Genomic DNA, 19,575 nt, shown 5'->3' with positions numbered 1-19,575 from the left:
GCCAAAAGGCTAAATTGTTGAACTGTTAAATTGTTCGGCGAAGCCGGAGAATAGGGCATCTATCAAAGTCATCTTATCAATTGCGAAATCGTTCAGTCAATGCCGTCATCTCAGATTTGCAAAGACACTTCAATCAATGCATCATTGCTTGACCGATCTGCCCTATCTCCGGATTCACCGCAACCATTTAGCCATTTAACAGTGTAACAATTCATCCACTCATCTAACCGCATATAAAGTATAACATATTGATTACTCCTTGTGCAACTATTCTCCGGCTTCGCCGCAACCATTTAGCCATTTAACAATGCACCCATTCAATTTCTACACTACTGTCAAACAAATCATCATCAATAAATTTCCTCAAGAGAGAATGCGAGAAATAAAAAAGCCACCCCGCTTTCGCAAGGTGGCTGCTATTCAAAATTCCGGCGTGGAATCTTTTATTAAAACAGGATCCTAATCAAACTTCAGATCAAGTGTAAGACCTCTCAATTCATGCACCAACACGTTGAAGGATTCAGGCACATTCGGCTTCGGAAGGTTCTCCCCTTTTACGATGGCCTCATACGCTTTCGCTCTTCCTACAATATCATCAGACTTGATGGTCAGCAATTCCTGGAGGATGTTCGATGCACCGTATGCTTCGAGTGCCCAAACTTCCATTTCACCGAAACGCTGTCCGCCGAACTGGGCTTTACCACCCAATGGCTGCTGCGTGATGAGGGAGTAAGGACCGATGGAACGCGCATGCATCTTATCATCCACCATGTGTGAAAGTTTCAGCATATAGATCACACCAACCGTTGCAGGCTGATGGAAACGGTCTCCTGATTCACCATCGTAGAGATACGTTTTACCCAAAGTAGGCAACTCTGCTTTTGTGATATAAGCTTCAATCTCATCAATAGATGCACCATCGAAAATCGGTGTCCCGAATTTAATGCCCAGCTTCAATCCAGCCCATCCTAAAACGGTTTCATAGATCTGACCAAGGTTCATACGTGAAGGAACGCCCAACGGATTGAGTACGATGTCGACCGCTGTTCCATCTTCAAGGAATGGCATGTCTTCATCACGCACAATCTTCGCAACAATACCCTTGTTACCGTGACGACCTGCAAGTTTGTCTCCCACCTTTAGCTTACGCTTCTTGGCAAGATAAACCTTTGCAAGTTTCAATACACCGGAGGGCAATTCATCTCCGATGCTGATATTGAACTTCTCACGTTTGTAACGCCCTACTTCTTCGTTGTGCTTGATCGTATAGTTGTGAAGCAACCGCTTGATCAGCTCATTCGTATGGTCATCATTCGTCCAGTTGCCCTGATCAGCTTCCTGGTAATTGATATCATTCAACACCTTCACCGTGAACTTCACTCCTTTCGCCACCACCACTTCTTTGTACACGTTGGTAATGCCTTTCGAAGTTTTGTCCTTCAGCAGCTTCATCAGCTTTTCAATTAATGTTTCTTTGATGATGCCAACTGCCTTGGAATGTTCCTTCTCTAATTTTTCGAGTGAAATCTTCTCTTTCGCTTTTGAATTCTTATCTTTTTTAGCGCGGGAGAAAAGCTTTTTATCAATCACCACACCTTCCGTAGAAGGAGGCGCTTTCAACGAAGCATCTTTCACATCACCTGCCTTGTCGCCAAAGATGGCGCGCAACAGTTTCTCTTCCGGAGTAGGATCACTTTCGCCTTTCGGAGTAATTTTTCCAATCAGGATATCTCCTTCTTTCACATGAGCGCCCACGCGGATGATACCGAAGTCGTCGAGGTTGCGGGTAGCTTCTTCACTTACGTTTGGTATATCGGGAGTCAACTCTTCTTCTCCCAGTTTGGTGTCGCGCACTTCCAGTTCATATTCTTCAATATGAATGGAAGTAAAGATGTCCTCCCGAACAATGCGCTCACTCAATACAATAGCATCCTCGAAGTTGTAACCTTTCCATGGCATGAAAGCCACCTGCAGATTCTGTCCAAGTGCCAGTTCACCATCCTGCGTTGCATATCCTTCGCAAAGAATCTGTCCGGTCTTCACCTTGTCACCTTTCTTCACGATAGGTTTCAGGTTGATACAGGTGCTTTGGTTCGTCTTCTTGAATTTCAATAATTTATAAACAGTACGACCGGTATCGAAGCTGGTCATATCCTGCTCTTCAGAACGTTCGTAGTTTACCACAATCTCTTCCGCATCCACATATTCAACCACACCATTTGTTTCAGCATTCAGCAACATGCGGGAATCCACAGCAGCTTTGCCTTCGAGACCTGTTCCAACAATCGGTGATTCCGGTTTCAACAACGGCACTGACTGACGTTGCATGTTTGAACCCATCAACGCACGGTTGGCATCATCATGTTCAAGGAAAGGAATCAGGGAAGCAGACAAACCAACAATCTGGTTAGGCGCCACATCCATATATTCCACTTCAGATGGACCAACTATCGGGAAGTCACCCTGGTGACGACTCTTGATACGTTCAATCTTGAATTCGCCTTTATCATTGATCGGCACATTGGCCTGCGCAATTACTTTTTCATCTTCTTCGTCTGCGGAAAGGAACTCTACTTTCTTCCGCAATTCCACCTTGCCATCATGTACTTTCAGGTAAGGTGTTTCAATGAATCCCATGCGGTTGATCTTTGCATGCACACACAGTGTAGAGATCAAACCGATGTTCGGTCCTTCCGGCGTTTCAATGGTGCAAAGACGGCCATAGTGGGAATAGTGTACGTCACGTACCTCAAAGCCTGCGCGTTCGCGGGAGAGACCACCGGGACCAAGCGCCGAAATACGACGCTTGTGGGTGATTTCCGCCAACGGGTTGGTCTGATCAAGGAATTGTGACAACTGTGATGTTCCGAAGAAGGAATTGATCACAGAAGAAAGTGTACGTGCGTTGATCAGATCGATTGGTGTGAACACCTCATTGTCGCGCACGTTCATACGTTCCCGGATGGTACGGGCCATACGGGCCAGACCAACACCGAACTGAGCGTACAACTGTTCACCCACTGTTCTTACACGACGATTACTCAGGTGATCAATATCATCTACAACAGCTTTATCATTCACCAACTGTACCAGGTATTTCACAATCGCCACGATGTCTTCCTTCGTCAATACCTTGGTATCAAGCTCCGTGTCTTTTCTTAATTTCTGATTGATTTTGTATCGGCCTACTTCACCCAGATCATAGCGTTTATCAGAGAAGAACAGCTTCTCAATAATGCCACGCGCTGTTTCATCATCAGGCGCATCTGCTCCGCGCAACTGGCGGTAGATATACTGAACCGCTTCCAATTCTGAGTTGGAAGTATCTTTTTGCAGCGTGTTGTAGATGATGGAATAATCAGCACCGACCGTTTCTTTCTGAAGGATAACTGTGTCAACACCTGTTTCCAGGATATTGGCGATGTCATCTTCCGATAAGATGGTATCACGTTCCAACACCACTTCGTTACGCGTGATTGTTACCACTTCACCCGTATCTTCATCCACGAAATCTTCATTCCAGCTTCTCAATACACGAGCTGCGAGCTTACGGCCGATGGCTTTCTTAAGGTCAGCTGCTTTTGCAGGAATTTCATCCGACAATTCAAACAGCGTCAATATTTCTTTATCAGTATCCCAACCTATTGCACGCAACAAGGTGGTTACCGGGAATTTCTTTTTACGGTCGATATAAGCGTACATCACATTATTGATGTCCGTCGCAAATTCCATCCAGGCGCCTTTAAAAGGAATCACCCTTGCAGAATAAATGCGGGTTCCGTTCGGGTGAACGGACTGTCCGAAGAACACGCCCGGTGAACGGTGCAACTGGGAAACCACTACGCGTTCCGCACCATTGATGAGGAAGGTACCTTTCGGTGTCATGTAGGGAATATTTCCCAAAAACACATCCTGCACAATCGTTTGGAAATCGATGTGTTCAGGATCGTTACAACTCAGGCGCAGCTTTGCTTTCAGGGGAACGCTGTGCGTTAATCCGCGCTCGATACATTCTTCAATCGTATAGCGGGGAGGATCTACAAAATAATCCAGGAACTCCAATACGAAGATATTCCGGGCATCACTGATCGGGAAATTCTCAGTGAACACACGGTAGAGGCCTTCGTTTCTCCGGTTTTCAGGAGTGGTTTCTAACTGGAAAAAATCTTTGAATGACTGAAGCTGAATGCCGAGAAGATCAGGGTACTCGAGCTTAATCTGTGTCTTGCTGAAATTGACTCTTTCGTTAGTCTTTGATGCCATTTGATTTTTTTGAAACCTTTATTTTCGTTAAAAAAGGGAATCAGGTTTCCCCTTTTACGGCGGAAAACCTGATTAATAAGATCGTTTTGAATCCTCATCCTCGATTCCTCTCCAAAAGAGAGGGAAAGGTCAATTTTCAAAACGCTCTCCATCAAAAAAGAATCTTATTTGACTTCAACCTCTGCACCGGCTTCTGTAAGCTTGGCCTTGATTGATTCAGCTTCCTCTTTAGAAACGCCTTCTTTAACAGGTTTCGGAGCACCGTCTACCAGGTCCTTGGCTTCTTTCAAACCAAGTCCGGTAAGGTCTTTCACAACCTTTACAACGGTTAATTTCTGACCACCTGCTGCTTTCAGAATAACATCGAAAGCGGTTTTTTCTTCTACTACTGCTGCGGCTGCACCACCACCTGCTGCCATTACCGGAGCTGCGGCTGCTGGTTCGATACCATAGTCATCCTTCAGTATTTTGGCGAGTTCGTTCACCTCTTTTACTGTCAGGTTAACCAGTTGTTCAGCAAATGTTTTTAAGTCTGCCATTTTAGTTTTGATTTATTGATTCGCGAATTGATTGATTGATAAAAAAAACCGTCAGTTGATGCGCAGGTAGAGGAAGCTTCCCTTTAACACCATCATCAGGCAAAGGTTTTAGTTTTGAGGTCTGTCCTCCAAAGTTTTTAAGATACCGGAAAGCTTCTGTCCGCCTGACAGCAATCCACTGATCACGTTCTTTGCAGGTGACTGCAACAAACCGATGATCTCGCCCACCAGTTCGTGCTTGGTCTTCAGCTTCGACAGCTCTTCGAGATTGTTATCTCCGAGATAGATCGCGCTGTCGATGTAAGCTGCTTTCAGCACAGGTTTGTCGCCTGCTTTTCTGAATTCTTTGATCACCTTGGCAGGAATAGAACCTGTTTCGGAGAACATTACAGAAGTTGGTCCGTGCAGTGCATCAAACAAGCCATCATAACCACTACCGATGGACTCGAGCGCTTTCCTGATCAATGTATTTTTGGCTACTTTAAATTCTACGCCTTGCTTGAAGCAGATACGACGCAGCTTATTGATCTGCTCCACATTCAGATGAGAAGCATCAGCCAGGTAAAAATTAGTTGCTTTCGAAAACCTCTCGGTCAACTCTGCAATCGCTACTTTTTTGGTTGCCTTATCCATCTTAGTTCATGAGCGGTTTAGTGTCAATAGATATAGAAGGGCTCATGGTGCTGGCCATGAACACACTTTTAAGGTAGGTTCCTTTAGCGGAAGATGGTTTCATCTTCACGATAGTATGTATGAGTTCGGTAGCATTCTCCAGAATCTTCTCTTTCGGGAAAGAAACGCGGCCGATAGATGCATGGATTATTCCCTGCTTGTCTACCCGGAAAGCGATCTTACCACCTTTCACTTCTTTAATAGCGTCTGCCACGTTTTCTGTAACTGTTCCTGATTTAGGGTTCGGCATGAGGTTACGCGGACCGAGGATCTTACCGAGTTTCGCGATTTTAGGCATTACGCTGGGAGTAGCGATGATGACATCGATCTCCGTCCAGCCTTTTTCCACTTTTTCCACGAATTCCTGTAAGCCTGCATAGTCAGCACCTGCTTCTTTGGCTTCAGCTTCCTTATCAGGATTACAGAAAACCAAAACGCGTTTGGTTTTTCCGGTTCCATGCGGGAGGTTCGCTACGCCACGAATGGCCTGGTCAGCTTTGCGGGGATCTACTCCGAGCCTGATGTGCAGGTCGATAGAGGCATCGAATTTAGGTGTTGAAACTTCCTTGATCAGGTTCGATGCATCCGACAAGGTGTAGGTCTGGGCACTCTTAACTTTAGTGTTGACCTGTTTGCGTTTCTTGGTTATTTGCAATGGTTTTCTGGTATAATTAATGAGGGTGATCCCAAAAATGGGAATGCAAAAGTAAGGAAAGATTTGGAAAAAACAAGGGAAATTTCCAAAGTGAAATTATATCTGTCTCTCCCCATTTCTCACTCCTATCTGCGAAATCCTTTCTTTTGATTATCAAATTATGCAAAGAACAAGGCTGAGTAACGGTCAATATCATCATCTATTTGAATTATTGAACCCAACATTGTAAAATTGAAGAACCATTAAGTTACGTTTTATCTATTCAGATGAAAAACAATCCTTTTGAGTAATTATGCTTTTGGAAAAAATAAAATCTCTAACAAGGGATATAGGCCTATCTAAATTAGATAGTCAGTTTATCCCTATATTCGATGAACTTGCTGTTATTCTTATCCTTGAGACGCAACTTTGCATCGGCAGGGAGAATATCGAAAAGTGGAATCTTGCAGAGATTGAATTCTATTTTAAAGGCGATCAAATTCATCAGGATGATTATTGCCATTGTCATCCGCGACAACTATTGCATGGTAAATGGTACTTTCATCGTAATCTTTCTGGAAATTATAAATCACCAAACAGAATGGGAATGGACTTATGTCTTGGCAATGGAAAGAATCATTTTGGAATTCTTATCAGGGCTATAACCAATACGGAATACATTTATGGACCATCATTGATAGCAAATCATGTGCAAGAGATTACTAATAAGGCATATTCTGATCTTGAAGAACTGAATGTTTTTGAAAACCAGATTCTTTATCTTCAAGATCGCCAATATCAACCTGAACCTATTTTTCAATCATTTCGAGTAGGATTGAGCAAAAAAAATCTGCAATTCAAAAATGCCCCATATAGATACTTCGTACTTCCTCGCAAGAAGCATACTGATAAAGAGAAAATTGCTCTGTCTTGGATAAAAGAAGAAATCTATTCCATTGAAAAGGTTCTTTCAATTTTTGGATGGAAGACGCTGCCTAAATCTATTGGCGAATTGGCAGGAAATTAAAAATACGGGATATGAGCATTATAAATTACCATTCCAAAATCTTGAAAGAAATTGCCTTTTAATAAATTTAAGAATAATGTTCATTCTTTCCTTGCCAATAAAACTATCACTGACTAAACAAAGACATCTATGAATAAAGAATTAGAAAGTTTGTATGAATCAAAATGGAACGAATTGTCTATTGCAGTGAAAGACATAAACAATGATTCGTTAAGAGAAATTAAGCCCGCAAATCCGCTATTGATAAATATTGATAATGAAGAGGAATATATGAACGCAGACCTGCGTATTATGATATTTGGTCAGGAAACAAATGATTGGCATCAAAAATTTAATTTAGACAAAAAAATCACCTTAGACGGTTACCGAAGCTTTTTTGAAAGGCAGTTTGGAACCAATATATATCCTGGTCAATACTGGAATGGCTTTAGAAAATTTAGAAAAATGATCTTGGAGGACAAGCCCAAATTACAAATCGGATTTCTTTGGAATAACATTGTCAAAATAGGGAAGCTTGGATCAAAAGGGTTTCCACCAGACTATATTTATGAAATTGAAAGAAAGCATTTTTCTGTCGTAAAAGAAGAAATTGAAATCACTAAACCGAATGTGATTCTCTTTCTTACTGGACCAGACTACGATGAAGTTATTGCAGATAACTTTGGACATTTAACATACAAAAGGATTTCTCCATTTACTGTAAGACAACTTTCAAAACTGGAAATGAATGACGTGCAATTCGCTTTCAGGACTTATCATCCAAATTACTTATGGAGAAATAACATCTCCAAATATTTTTCTGCAATTATTAAAGCAATTGATTTATAGACAAAACAAAAGTCTTTAAATTGTGTGAATAGACTTTAAAGAAAGACAAAAAAGTATCAAAAGGAACTACTTTTGATTTTCAATAAATAGTTAACCCACATGAATAAAATAACACAAAAATTTCAGAATGGTGTTGCTGTTTTTGCCCGAAATCACAAAGCACACTTACATGAAGGATTGAAACTTTCTCAAAAGAATCCCGATGCGCTATTCCCATTTCGGTCTGTTATAGCATGGGCTACTGCAAAAAAAGCTGTGCACTTTAAAAGACCAATCTCTTTTCTTAGCCGATAAAAGAATTCGTCTCTTTTCATGAGATAACAAGTTGCGCATCAAATACAGATGCAATAAATTTGTTGCAATGCCGATACTGGCAGCAGCATAATAATCAGCCACCACATGATTCTATCCGTAGTATCAGAGTTGCAGCAAATGTCTTCACCGGTTGTGCATTCATCGCACCTTGGCCTTGTTGTTGTCGCATTAGCAATGCTAACATCGCCCGCAAATTCGCAGCAAGAGCAGCGATTTCCTGACGTAGTTGCAGTGGACGTCAAAGTTGCTGCGCCAGGTGTCTTCGATTTCTATGTTACCGTTTCTTCGCCGTATGATACTCCCTCAAGATACGCTGACGGCTTCCACGTCTCTACCACAGAAGGAATAGTGCTTGGTGAACGTATCTTGATGCACGATCATCAAACTGAGCAGCCGTTTGCCCGTGACCTTTACGGAATAAAGATCCCGGAAGGCATTGCAAAGGTCATTGTCCAGGCCCGGGACCAGAAATACGGTTATGGCGGAAAGACTGTTGAGGTCATGCTTCCGGCTCGGTGAAGTCACACCGCGTTGGTTCTGATTAAAAAAATCAGTCCTTTTATGCAAGAGATCTTCTACTGGTTCACTCAGTTCATTTTTCCATTACAAATCCCAAACCCAAGCTGGATGACGTTACTGCGGCAGCTGATAAGCTGTCTGCTTCGTATGAAGATGCAGTAGAAGGTGCAAAACGAAAAAGCTTCAGATGCACATGGATAAAAAATCGCTTAGCACGCTGATTGCTCAACTGGCAGTTTATAGTGGAAAGAAGACATGGTACAGGGCGGTTGCAACGGGATCTGGAGCAACGGGAGCGCCGAGTGATCCGGCATGGGTGATGGTTCCTTGATTGAAGAGACAGGTCGCGTACGGAAAGTCGCGACCTGACTCTTCACTACTCGCTATCGTAAGAAATCTGATAAATACTTCTTTGCCCGAAGGCAATCCAAAGAAAGAAGATCAGAATATCGGAATGACCGACGGCGGGTTATTCACAAAAACCATATACGTAGGACCAGCGAAAGCAGGAGGCGTTGTGAAAGATCCAAGAAATACTCCTGAATGATTAAACCGGAAAACAACATTTTGACTCGGATCAGTAACGTAAAGGTTTCCATCAGGACCAAAAATTAAGCCATGAGGATGTATAAGTGATGGGTGGGAAGCAAAAACACTGAGGAAACTCCCGCTGCTTCTATCATACCGCAATACCTGGCCCGTATTAAAGTTAGTTGCAAAAATATGATGTCCCGGACCTACAATAAAGTCTAAGGAAAGATGATAGTTCAGATCGGTTTTGGGAATGAGCACATCAAGAAATTTTCCGGTTCGCTGATCGAATCGAAGCAATGCCTGCGCATCAGCCCCAATCCCATTGTAAATTACAGATATGAGAATATACTGATCAGATTGCAAGCGCATTGTTAGCGGATAGGCTGAATCGTATTTCTCTAAAGTCTCCTTGAGATACGTATTTTTAACATACACATCAATCAAAGAGCCTGAGTCAGCATGGTGCCGGTTAATATTTCCATTAAGGTCAAATGCTAAAAGTTCGCCTTCATTATTAATCAAAAAGTTACAGGCCCCCATACCACTCGCTTTCACACAGGTAGAAATGAAGTTCCCTGTTTTTCTATCATAGGATTCTATTTGTGTGGCGCTTATTTCATTATTTAGTTTTACATATAACCTTCCATTATGTCCTAACACCGGACAGGAGTAACCTGCCTTAGAAGCATTCGGTGGGCTGGGACTGCCCACCAGAAAGGGAGTGATATATGCAAAAGTAGTTGTGTCGTGTGCAGAAATATTTCTTCCCAACATACTACCAATCAATAAATAATCCATGTTTTTAGGTTTGTAATTTCAAATATAACAAATCATTACTTCTATCCTTACTAGTAGCTGTAAGAAATAATAAAACCTTTAACAGAGCCATCTCAAAATTGATACTTCATGCCGAATTTAGAAGCAGGTGCGTGACGGGATTGCTCATGGAACAATGATGTATGACATATTCCTTCCCGTAAAATAAATGCATCTGCCCATTCAATAAACATATTTCATAGATGTGCTTTTACGCCCTACTTTTCCGATAGCATAACTGCTATCACCAAAAACGAATTACCATGAAAACATCTTCTCTATTCCTTGCTGCAGCAACAATTTTTTTGCTGCTGCATACAGCGGAACAAACTTTTGCACAAGCCAACACTTCGTTGTCAAACCTTGTATCCCCGACTGCAGTTAACCAGAGTTTGCTTCCGGGAACCGATAATAAATCCAGCCTGGGCACCTCCGCGAAATCCTGGAAGGATCTTTATCTAGATGGCTACCTATACATCGATGGGGGAAGAGCCATTACCAATGTCGGTACCCTGAACTGGTTCTTCGGCTACAATGCAGGCAATACTTCTCTGACTGGTACTGACAACACCGGTATAGGATCCGAGGCGGGCAGCGCCCTGACCTCTGGCTCAAGAAATGTATTCATGGGCAACTTTACAGGATTACATACCACCACGGGCTACGACAATGTGTACATCGGTGACGCTGCAGGCTACATCAGTACTTACGAATATGAAAGCACACTCATTGGTTCTTATGCTGGCTTCAACAATACCACGCCTCAAACTACGGCCGTCGGATACCAGGCCCTTTATTCAAATGCAAATGCTAATTATAACAGTGCATTTGGCTATAAAACAATGTATTCAAATCAATATGGTACGGACAATACCGCTACCGGATACAGAGCGCTGTATTTAAATGTAGATGGTTCGAATAATACCGCTACCGGAAAAGATGCTTTGTTTCATAACATCAGCGGCCTTGACAATACCGCCGTGGGTCAGGAATCATTGTTATTGAATGAAGGCGATTTTAATACCGGCGTTGGCGCCTATACATTGCTGGTAAACGTGAATGGAACCGGTAATACAGTGATGGGCACTTTTGCAGGTCAGAATACAACGGCTTCCTATAATACATTTCTAGGGAGCAGTGCCGGGATACTGAATCACGGGGGTGCTAACAACACCGCTATCGGGGCTTCCGCTTTGCAGAATAATGATGATGCGAATGACAACACTGCCGTAGGTTACCATGCCGGTGAAAACACCACTGCTTCTTCCAATGCATTCTTCGGATACTATTCAGGCAATGCCAATACCACCGGCACGTATAATAGCTTCTTCGGCAACAATTCGGGGATTGCCAACACTACCGGGAGTTACAATATGTTTTTCGGTAGATACTCCGGTTACCTGAATACCGATGGCAATAACAATGTAGCTATTGGGTACAGTGCGAACTCCTTAGCGGCTTCTAATGATAATTGTACATTTTTGGGAAACGATGCTGATAATACAACATTAACTGACCGGAGCAATAGCATGGCTTTGGGCAATACGGCGAGAATAACTGCCAGCAACCAGGTTCGTATCGGTAACGCTGCTGTAACTTCTATCGGAGGTTATGCCGGATGGACCAATCTGTCCGATGGCCGCTTTAAGAAAAACGTATCTGAAGATGTACCCGGCCTGGAGTTCATCACGCAACTGAAGCCCGTTACTTATACATTGGATATTACTGGTATCAGACAAGCTAATGGGGAAGATACAGAGGAGCGCAGCAAAGGAACTGCTGATGATCATCCTGCTGATCTGGCATCCATAGCTGACAAAGAAAATATAGTGTACACAGGATTTATTGCGCAGGAAGTTGAGAAAGCAGCAAAAGCGCTGCAGTTTGATTTCAGTGGTGTAGATGCTCCAAAAAATGAAAGTGATTTTTACGGATTGCGCTATGCAGAATTTGTAGTGCCGCTGGTGAAGGCAGTGCAGGAGCAGCAGTTGCTTATCGAACAACAGCACGCGGATATCAATGATCAGAACATCCGGATTGAAATGCTGACGGCAAGAATTGAGAAGCTGGAAAATCTTTTAACTCAGGCAACTGGTTCTTCTTATGAACAAAACATACTAACATCAATGGATCTAACGACGGCGAAACTTGATCAAAACATACCGAACCCGTTCAGCCAAACTACCACGATCAGCTATTACGTTCCTGAAAATGTAACAGGTGCACAAATCAATTTTTATGGAGAGCATGGACATTTGATTAAATCTGTTTCTATTCATGAAAATGGTTATGGTTCGCTCACCATAAAAGCCAGCGATCTTGCTTACGGCGTCTACCAGTATTCATTGTTGATTAATGGCAGAACAGCAGCCACAAAAAAACTGGAAATAATAAAATAGCAATTCGCAACGAAAGCTTTCACCCCTCTTTGCTATCGAAAGATGACGGCGTTGCTATTATCAGTGAATAGCTTTACCGTTATTAAGGCTGCAATGAAGAAACCGAATAGAAAACGGGATTGCTCTAAGCGCGCTGCGGACAATGATGATGTTGATGCACCGCTTGTAAACATAGGGTGACGTCGTTGCTTATATCAGCCATTGCTTTTCCCGCCAGTATTTAGTGCTTTAACGGCATTGGTGGGACAGGATCGCAATGACGGCTATAATTGGGCGGGATGTTCGATGAATCCTGAACACAATGACGGCTTGATTGCGTCTTCCGTTCTCTTTGAGATTCACCGTAACCATGTAGATATTTAGTGGTCTTACATATTAAAATACATAATGACCGTTTTGATCGCATATATAATGACGTTGCATTGATGCTGTTTTACCAGTGGCCTCCTTCGCTTCAATAAACTGTTATTACAGTTCAATTCCCATTTCATCCGTTTTAAAGGAAAGCACTTTTGCAGGGAAGAATGCTGCAACACCTTTGCTTCATCAAAAACAAAAACTCATGAAATTTTATTCTTTAATGCTCTTGCTACTGGCATGGACTGCCTTGCATGCCCAGGATACAAGTCAACACTTTAACCGTCTCGGTATGCAGTTAGGCGGACAACAAACTCATTTGCTGGATGCACAATTTTCTCCTTTAATATACAGAGCGAATGAAATAACTGCTGATCTGTATTATGAGGGAAAGCATAACAGGTCGAACTGGAAGGGTTCATTTTCTTTCGCTACAGGAACATTGATTCCACCCGCATATGGTGACCGTAAACTTTACAATACCACGGAAGACATCTACGGAAATATTATCACGGATTCTTTCTTCGTAGAGGGAAATACACTCACTGCTGTGCTGGAGCTTGGCTATGAATATGATGTGGTACGCAAAGCATCGTATACGATTAGTGCCGGTGGCGGCATCCGCGAACAACTGATGTATCCTTCCACATTTGTGAACCTCGGTATTATCAATACCGCTTCCCTTCTTGCAGCTGCAACCATACATTTTCATCCTGATGCTAAAAATGATTGGACTGCAGGTCTGCAGCTTCCAGTTGTTAGTCTGAATTCCCGTTTCCCCTACAGCGGTACGGTGTCTCAGCCAGAAATGAAATTACTGGGTGCTTTCTTTGATGGAACGCAGTTCGTTTCCTTAGGTCATTATCAGCAAGTCAATCTGCAACTCGGTTACCATCGTCAATTGTCGGATAAGTGGCGCATTGGTGCGACCTATGAATTTGAGTGGCTGAAGGATAATGAAACCCTGCCACTGAAATTATTTTCCAATCTCCTTGTAGCGACAGTTGATTACACGTTTTGAACATGCAAGAAATTTCTAAACAGTTACTCTAAAAATAACAACATGAGAACGCAACTCCTTCTCCTCTCCTTTCTTTCTATTGCATTTGCTTCGTGCGAAAAAACATTACTTGAACCGGAAGTGTCCAATGATCCTGTTTCCAATTTCGAAGCACTATGGAAAGGATACGATGAATGGTACGGACTTTTTGACGCTAAGGAAATCGACTGGCAGGAAACTTATAATCAATACAGCCAGTTGGTTACGATGCAGACTACAGATGCCGGATTAAAAGAGATCTTTCATTCCATGATTGATCCGCTGAATGATAACCACGTGTACGTTATTACTACCGCGAATGAACCACGCATTGAATCCGGAATTTTTGATACGTTGAAAGTGCAGACAGATTTTTCACTGGATGTTGTAAAAGAAAATTATGTGACAGGGTTCACTCATTACGGCGCAGCGATAGATTATGGTACATTGCCCGGTAACATCGGCTACCTTCACCTTGGTGATTTCATTCCTTCACAGCATTTTTTTGAAGATGCATTGGATCAGATTATGGATGAGTTACAACACACTGATGGAATGGTGATCGACATTCGCGATAATCCGGGAGGCAATGATGCTACTGCTCAATTGGTGGCAGGAAGATTTGCATCGCAGCAGGCATTGTACATGACGGTGCGGAAAAAATCAGGACCCTCGCACAATGATTTTACGGAACCGTTTGAATGGTATGTGCAACCTGAAGGGAAAACTCAATATCTCAAACCGGTAATTTTACTTACTTCACGCTGGACGGAAAGTGCAGGAGAAACATTCACACTTGCCATGCAGCAGCTTTCTACTGTAACGCAGTTAGGGGATTATACTTCAGGTGCTTTTTCTGATAACATTGCCCGTGAACTGCCCAACGGATGGTTTTATTTTATCAGCATTGGAGATTACAGGGATGCGTCGGGAAACAGCCTGGAAGGCATTGGCGTGCAACCGGATATTCAACTGGTAAATACAAAAGAGGAAACTCTTTCCGGTGTAGACAAAGAGTTGGAAAAAGCCATGGAATTGCTTTAAAATTTCCTGATACTTATCTGTGCTCCATCAACATTCTTGCAACCTGAAATTTCATCTTTACAAAAAATAATACTGAATCGCGTGAAGGTGCCCATGAAAAAAACTTCTGATGTTCTACAGGATAAATACCTGCGTTTCATCGGCATGCCTTTACTATCGGTGTTGTATACCATTGCCGTGAACGCAGGTGCAATCATTTCAGAGAACAGGTCGTGGTGGAAGCAGTTGCTCACCGATTTTATATTCGTTTTTATCTGTTGGAGCATTGCAAGAGAAGTGATCGCTTTCTGGAGAAGAAGATATCCGGGTTTTGCAAATACTTTCCTGCGGATGGTGCTGCTTTTTATTTCTACTGCTGTAGTCTCTATGGCAGAAGGGTTTTTGATAACCGGATTATTGAGTTTCAGCAATTACTATGGCGAAGTATTTTCCATCACCGACTATTTCTACACCGGTGGTTTAATTCTTGTTTTCTCGATGATGATAGTGTCTATTTATGAACTCATGTATTCACTTACTGAATGGAAAACACTTGCGGTGGAAGCGGAATCTTTGAAAAGGGAAAATCTGCAGAGCCAGTACGATTCATTGAAAGAACAGGTGAAACCGCATTTTCTTTTCAATTCACTCAATTCACTCATCGGATTGATCGATGAAGATCAGCACCGGGCAAAGAAATTTGTAGAAGAGCTGTCATTCGTTTACCGATACCTTTTGCAAAGCAATGATAAAGTGCTGATCACCGTAGCTGAAGAACTGGATTTCATCCAGGCTTATTTCTTCCTGTTGAAAACAAGGTTTGAGAATGGGCTCCTGATGAATATTGCGGTAAGCAAAGAAGATATGGATCAATTGATTCCACCGCTCACTTTACAATTGTTACTGGAGAATGCAGTAAAACACAATGAGGTCTCTGCCGATTTTCCTTTGCAGGTAACGATTTCGTCTGAACAGAACAACCGGTTGGAAGTAACTAATGACTTGCGTCCGAAATCAGTGCAGCTCAACTCTACACAAAAAGGTTTGGCCAGCATTTTTTCGAAATACAAGTTGTTGCATGCTCCTGCTCCGGAAATAGCTGACAGCAATGGGAAGTTTATTGTTTCCGTACCGCTTATAAAAAACTCAAACAGATGAATATTGCCATCATAGAAGATGAAGCCCTGGCGGCAAGAAGGTTGAAAGATATCTTGATGGAAATCGATCCTGCTTTTAAAGTGATGGCGATATTGGATTCGGTGAGGAAAAGCATTGCATGGCTAAACGATCATCCTGCTCCAGATTTGTTGTTGATGGACATAGAGCTGGGAGATGGGAAAAGCTTTGACATTTTTGAGAAAGCATCTGTAAGCTGTCCGGTTATATTTATTACAGCGTATGATGAATATGCAATCAGGGCCTTTAAAGTAAACAGCATCGATTATTTATTGAAGCCTGTAAAGCAACAAGAGTTGCAGCGAAGCATAGAGAAGTTGAAACAGGTAAAGAAACTGTATTCTCAAAAACAACAGGAGGGTTTGATTCAATCTCTGCTGCTGGAACTTCAGAAACAAAATACCTTGCGCGAACGCTTCCTTATAAAACAAGGTGACCGTTTGATACCTGTAGAAGTATCCGAAGTGGCTTACTTCTTCACCAGGAAAAAAAACAACTTCATCAAAACATTTGATAACCGTGAGTACATCATTGATCAGACGCTGGATGAAATTGAAATATCTCTTGATGCGAAGAAATTCATAAGAGCGAACCGGCAGTTTATTGTTACACTGAACGCTATTGTAAAGGTGCACTTGTGGTTCGGATCAAAGCTCAAGTTGGATTTGAAACCGGATTCTGAAGAGGATGTTATTGTGAGCAGGGAAAAGGCGACGGCGTTTCGACAATGGTTGGGGGAGCAATAGCTGGACTGGTCGCGGTGGAATGCAATTGAAGAATAAGAAACGTTGAATGCTCAACTCATTTAATCATTATAAACAGATTGCGTATTTATATAAATCATCCTCCGGCATGTCACCGTTTTCATTTATTTTCACTTAACAACAATGTCTTTAAATCATCAATCAGTGCTTGAAGCAGCCCTAAAAGCGAAAGCTTTCCTGCAACCACCTTGCCTAATTAATTTATCTTGATGGAAATTAACAGCATGACTCCATACCCTTATGTAAATTTATTATTATTCATTGCTTTCATTCTTATCACTATCCGTGTAGCAGTAAAAGTGATTCTTGACACGCAAAATTCCACCAAAACATTAGCCTACCTGCTGATAATATTTTTCCTGCCCTTCATAGGAATCATCATCTATTTCACTTTTGGAATGAATTACAGAAAGAACAAGCTGTATAAGAAAAAACTATTCAAGAATAAAGAATTACGGGACCGGTTAAGACAATGGGCATATACGGAAACAAGTGAAAACCAGGAGCTATATGCAACTACCATTGGCAACAAACAGGGACTTGTATCGCTGTTGTTAAAAGATTCGTTTTCACCATTGAGCAACACAAATTCAGTAGAGCTGCTGATCAACGGCGAACAAAAATTTCCCGTGGTGCTGAACGCACTCGAGCAGGCTGAGCAGTACATCCACATTGAGTATTACATTTACGATGATGATGAAATTGGCAACCTGATTAAAGATCTGTTGATACGGAAAGCAAAGGCAGGTGTCACTGTCCGATTGATCTATGATGACTTTGGCAGTCATGGCATCAAGAAAAAAATTGTTAAAGAGCTGCGTGATGGAGGTGTTGATGCGAGGCCATTTTATGAAATTAAATTCTTCTTTCTTGCTAACCGTTACAACTACCGCGACCACCGGAAGACTATTATCGTGGATGGAAAAGTGGGATTTATTGGTGGCATCAACATTTCCGATAAATACATTAATGACAGACCCAAACCCTTATTCTGGAGAGATACGCACCTGAAAATAAGCGGCGAATGCATTTATTCACTGCAATATCTTTTCATTTCGAACTGGAATTTCTGTTGCGACAATGAGCTCGACCTGGTGCCGGAATTTTTCCCACCTGTTAGAAATCAACAAAACAAATTAGTACAGATTGTGGGAAGTGGTCCGGATTCTGATCGTGCTTCTATCATGCTTTCATTTTTTACAGCCATTGCAACAGCTCAGACAGAACTCTTCATCACATCACCCTATTTTGTTCCGAACGAAAGCATTCTGGATGCGATTAAAAAAGCTGCATTAAGTGGCGTTGATGTAAGAATACTGGTTCCCGGAATTTCTGATTCGAGGTTCGTAAATTTTGCATCAAGAGCTTACTATGGGGAATTACTGATGGCAGGCGTCCGTATCTTCCTGTATAAAAAGGGATTCATTCATGCCAAGACTATTGCCGCCGACGACAATCTTTCCATTGTGGGAACCGCTAATATGGATCTCCGCAGTTTCGATCTTAACTTTGAAGCAGTAGCGGTGATTTACGACCAGCAAATCAATAAACAGCTAAAGGCATCTTTTCATAATGATGTGAAAGACAGCGAGGAAATTTTAGTTGACGAATGGATGAAAAGAAGCAAATGGATCGTATTGACAGAAGCCATTGCAAAATTAGTGTCACCGATATTGTAGTAAGTATTTCTCTGCACGCAAAAGTCTTAAATAATCTTTCCGTAGTGAAAATCCTATTTACGATTTTCGTAAACCTGAAAAGAAATCTTCCTGTCCGTGAAATTAATGACCGTCCTGCTTTTTATCTTTTGCTATTACGATTGTCAAAATCAAACCGCTTCTTCATTTTCAAAAAATAAAAATATGCATCCCGAAAATCCCTATTACTCCAGAACCGATACTACAATACTTCATGTTGCTGACACAGAGTGGAAAAAGGTGTTGCCTGATTCCATTTTCGAGGTAGCACGCAATAAGGCGACGGAATCGGCTTTTACCGGAAAGTTTTGGAATTACGAAGGCTTGGGAATCTACTATTGCGCCGCCTGTGGCAATGCACTTTTTAAGTCTGATTCAAAGTTTGCGAGCACCTGCGGCTGGCCGAGTTTCTTTGAAACCATTCGTGAGAAAAGTGTGATCTATCAACCTGATCATTCTTACGGCATGGACCGGCTGGAAGTATTGTGCGGGCGTTGCGGTGCGCACCTTGGACACCTGTTCGATGATGGGCCACCTCCTACCGGGAAAAGATTTTGTATGAATTCTGTCGTGCTTGATTTTGAACCGGAGAAAATATAAAACCGGTGGATTGCATGCAGTAATAAATGTATTGAAGCATTCTTCTTGCTGATGATGAATTGAAATAATAAGATGCACTAACGTTATTCAGAAAAACATCATCGGGATTGGTCTCGTGGCCATGAACTGATATCAGGCAAAAGTCGAAGGTGCTCCCTGAGCGATTTCGAAAGGCGCACCGCAGCCTAACAATTAATTGCTGAAAATTCGGGCGCTTCGGCTTCGCTCAGCGACCGAATTTTCACTCTCTGAGAGAGGAGGAGAAAATATTGAATCAATTTCGCGGAGCGAAGGAGTCGCTCGCAATGTCGCAAAGCTCGCAAAGGAAAGAAGGGCATTTAACTTTGCGTGCTTTGCGCTTTTGCGGGAAATA

The 19,575-nt window shown here is 42.2% G+C and carries 16 protein-coding genes; 11 read left to right on the top strand and 5 right to left on the bottom strand.

Features of this window, described 5'->3' with window-relative positions; genetic code table 11:
- Positions 1–459 precede the first annotated feature (459 nt).
- The 4 genes from rpoB to IPO83_14560 form a co-directional block, all read right to left on the bottom strand.
- Positions 460–4,263 (bottom strand): DNA-directed RNA polymerase subunit beta, encoded by a 3,804-nt coding sequence (gene rpoB, locus IPO83_14575; protein ID MBK9732477.1) that lies wholly within the window; start codon positions 4,261–4,263, stop codon positions 460–462.
- A gap of 164 nt (positions 4,264–4,427) precedes the next feature.
- Entirely contained in the window at positions 4,428–4,802 is a 375-nt protein-coding gene (gene rplL, locus IPO83_14570) for a 50S ribosomal protein L7/L12 (GenBank protein MBK9732476.1), read from the bottom strand.
- 108 nt (positions 4,803–4,910) lie between these two features.
- Entirely contained in the window at positions 4,911–5,435 is a 525-nt protein-coding gene (locus IPO83_14565; protein ID MBK9732475.1) for a 50S ribosomal protein L10, read from the bottom strand.
- Between the two features lies 1 nt (position 5,436).
- Positions 5,437–6,129 carry a 50S ribosomal protein L1 gene (locus IPO83_14560; GenBank protein ID MBK9732474.1) on the bottom strand — a complete coding sequence of 231 codons (693 nt, stop codon included), beginning with the start codon at positions 6,127–6,129 and terminating at the stop codon, positions 5,437–5,439.
- A 298-nt stretch (positions 6,130–6,427) separates the two neighbouring features.
- On the opposite strand from IPO83_14560, the gene IPO83_14555 reads away from it, so the two are divergent.
- The 4 genes from IPO83_14555 (at position 6,428) to IPO83_14540 (ending at position 9,128) form a co-directional block, all read left to right on the top strand.
- On the top strand, positions 6,428–7,135 hold the full coding sequence (locus tag IPO83_14555) for a hypothetical protein (protein ID MBK9732473.1): 708 nt from the start codon (positions 6,428–6,430) through the stop codon (positions 7,133–7,135).
- 129 nt (positions 7,136–7,264) lie between these two features.
- Positions 7,265–7,963 (top strand): hypothetical protein, encoded by a 699-nt coding sequence (locus IPO83_14550; protein MBK9732472.1) that lies wholly within the window; start codon positions 7,265–7,267, stop codon positions 7,961–7,963.
- A gap of 432 nt (positions 7,964–8,395) precedes the next feature.
- On the top strand, positions 8,396–8,797 hold the full coding sequence (locus IPO83_14545; GenBank protein MBK9732471.1) for a hypothetical protein: 402 nt from the start codon (positions 8,396–8,398) through the stop codon (positions 8,795–8,797).
- A 193-nt stretch (positions 8,798–8,990) separates the two neighbouring features.
- Complete coding sequence (locus IPO83_14540; protein MBK9732470.1) at positions 8,991–9,128, top strand: hypothetical protein; 138 nt, start codon at positions 8,991–8,993, stop codon at positions 9,126–9,128.
- A gap of 110 nt (positions 9,129–9,238) precedes the next feature.
- On the opposite strand, the gene IPO83_14535 is transcribed toward IPO83_14540, so the two are convergent.
- On the bottom strand, positions 9,239–10,129 hold the full coding sequence (locus IPO83_14535) for a hypothetical protein (GenBank protein MBK9732469.1): 891 nt from the start codon (positions 10,127–10,129) through the stop codon (positions 9,239–9,241).
- 281 nt (positions 10,130–10,410) lie between these two features.
- On the opposite strand from IPO83_14535, the gene IPO83_14530 reads away from it, so the two are divergent.
- From IPO83_14530 to msrB, 7 genes are all read left to right on the top strand, one after another.
- The gene (locus IPO83_14530; GenBank protein ID MBK9732468.1) at positions 10,411–12,546 is read left to right on the top strand and encodes a tail fiber domain-containing protein; all 2,136 of its coding nucleotides are present in this window, start codon (positions 10,411–10,413) and stop codon (positions 12,544–12,546) included.
- A gap of 562 nt (positions 12,547–13,108) precedes the next feature.
- A complete protein-coding gene (locus IPO83_14525; protein ID MBK9732467.1) occupies positions 13,109–13,924 on the top strand; it encodes a hypothetical protein in 816 nt (271 codons plus the stop codon).
- 42 nt (positions 13,925–13,966) lie between these two features.
- The gene (locus IPO83_14520) at positions 13,967–14,986 is read left to right on the top strand and encodes a S41 family peptidase (protein MBK9732466.1); all 1,020 of its coding nucleotides are present in this window, start codon (positions 13,967–13,969) and stop codon (positions 14,984–14,986) included.
- Positions 14,987–15,079: 93 nt separating this feature from the next.
- The gene (locus tag IPO83_14515; GenBank protein ID MBK9732465.1) at positions 15,080–16,123 is read left to right on the top strand and encodes a histidine kinase; all 1,044 of its coding nucleotides are present in this window, start codon (positions 15,080–15,082) and stop codon (positions 16,121–16,123) included.
- Complete coding sequence (locus IPO83_14510) at positions 16,120–16,887, top strand: response regulator transcription factor (GenBank protein MBK9732464.1); 768 nt, start codon at positions 16,120–16,122, stop codon at positions 16,885–16,887. Before IPO83_14515 ends, IPO83_14510 begins: the two co-directional genes overlap by 4 nt.
- Before the next feature lie 242 nt (positions 16,888–17,129).
- Positions 17,130–18,584: a cardiolipin synthase gene (gene cls, locus IPO83_14505; GenBank protein MBK9732463.1), complete on the top strand. Its 1,455-nt coding sequence runs from the start codon at positions 17,130–17,132 to the stop codon at positions 18,582–18,584.
- Between the two features lie 105 nt (positions 18,585–18,689).
- Entirely contained in the window at positions 18,690–19,202 is a 513-nt protein-coding gene (gene msrB, locus IPO83_14500; protein ID MBK9732462.1) for a peptide-methionine (R)-S-oxide reductase MsrB, read from the top strand.
- Positions 19,203–19,575: the final 373 nt, after the last annotated feature.

Source organism: Chitinophagaceae bacterium, from assembly GCA_016717285.1.
Lineage (GTDB): Bacteria > Bacteroidota > Bacteroidia > Chitinophagales > UBA10324 > JACCZZ01.
This window is presented reverse-complemented; position numbering and strand designations above follow the sequence as displayed.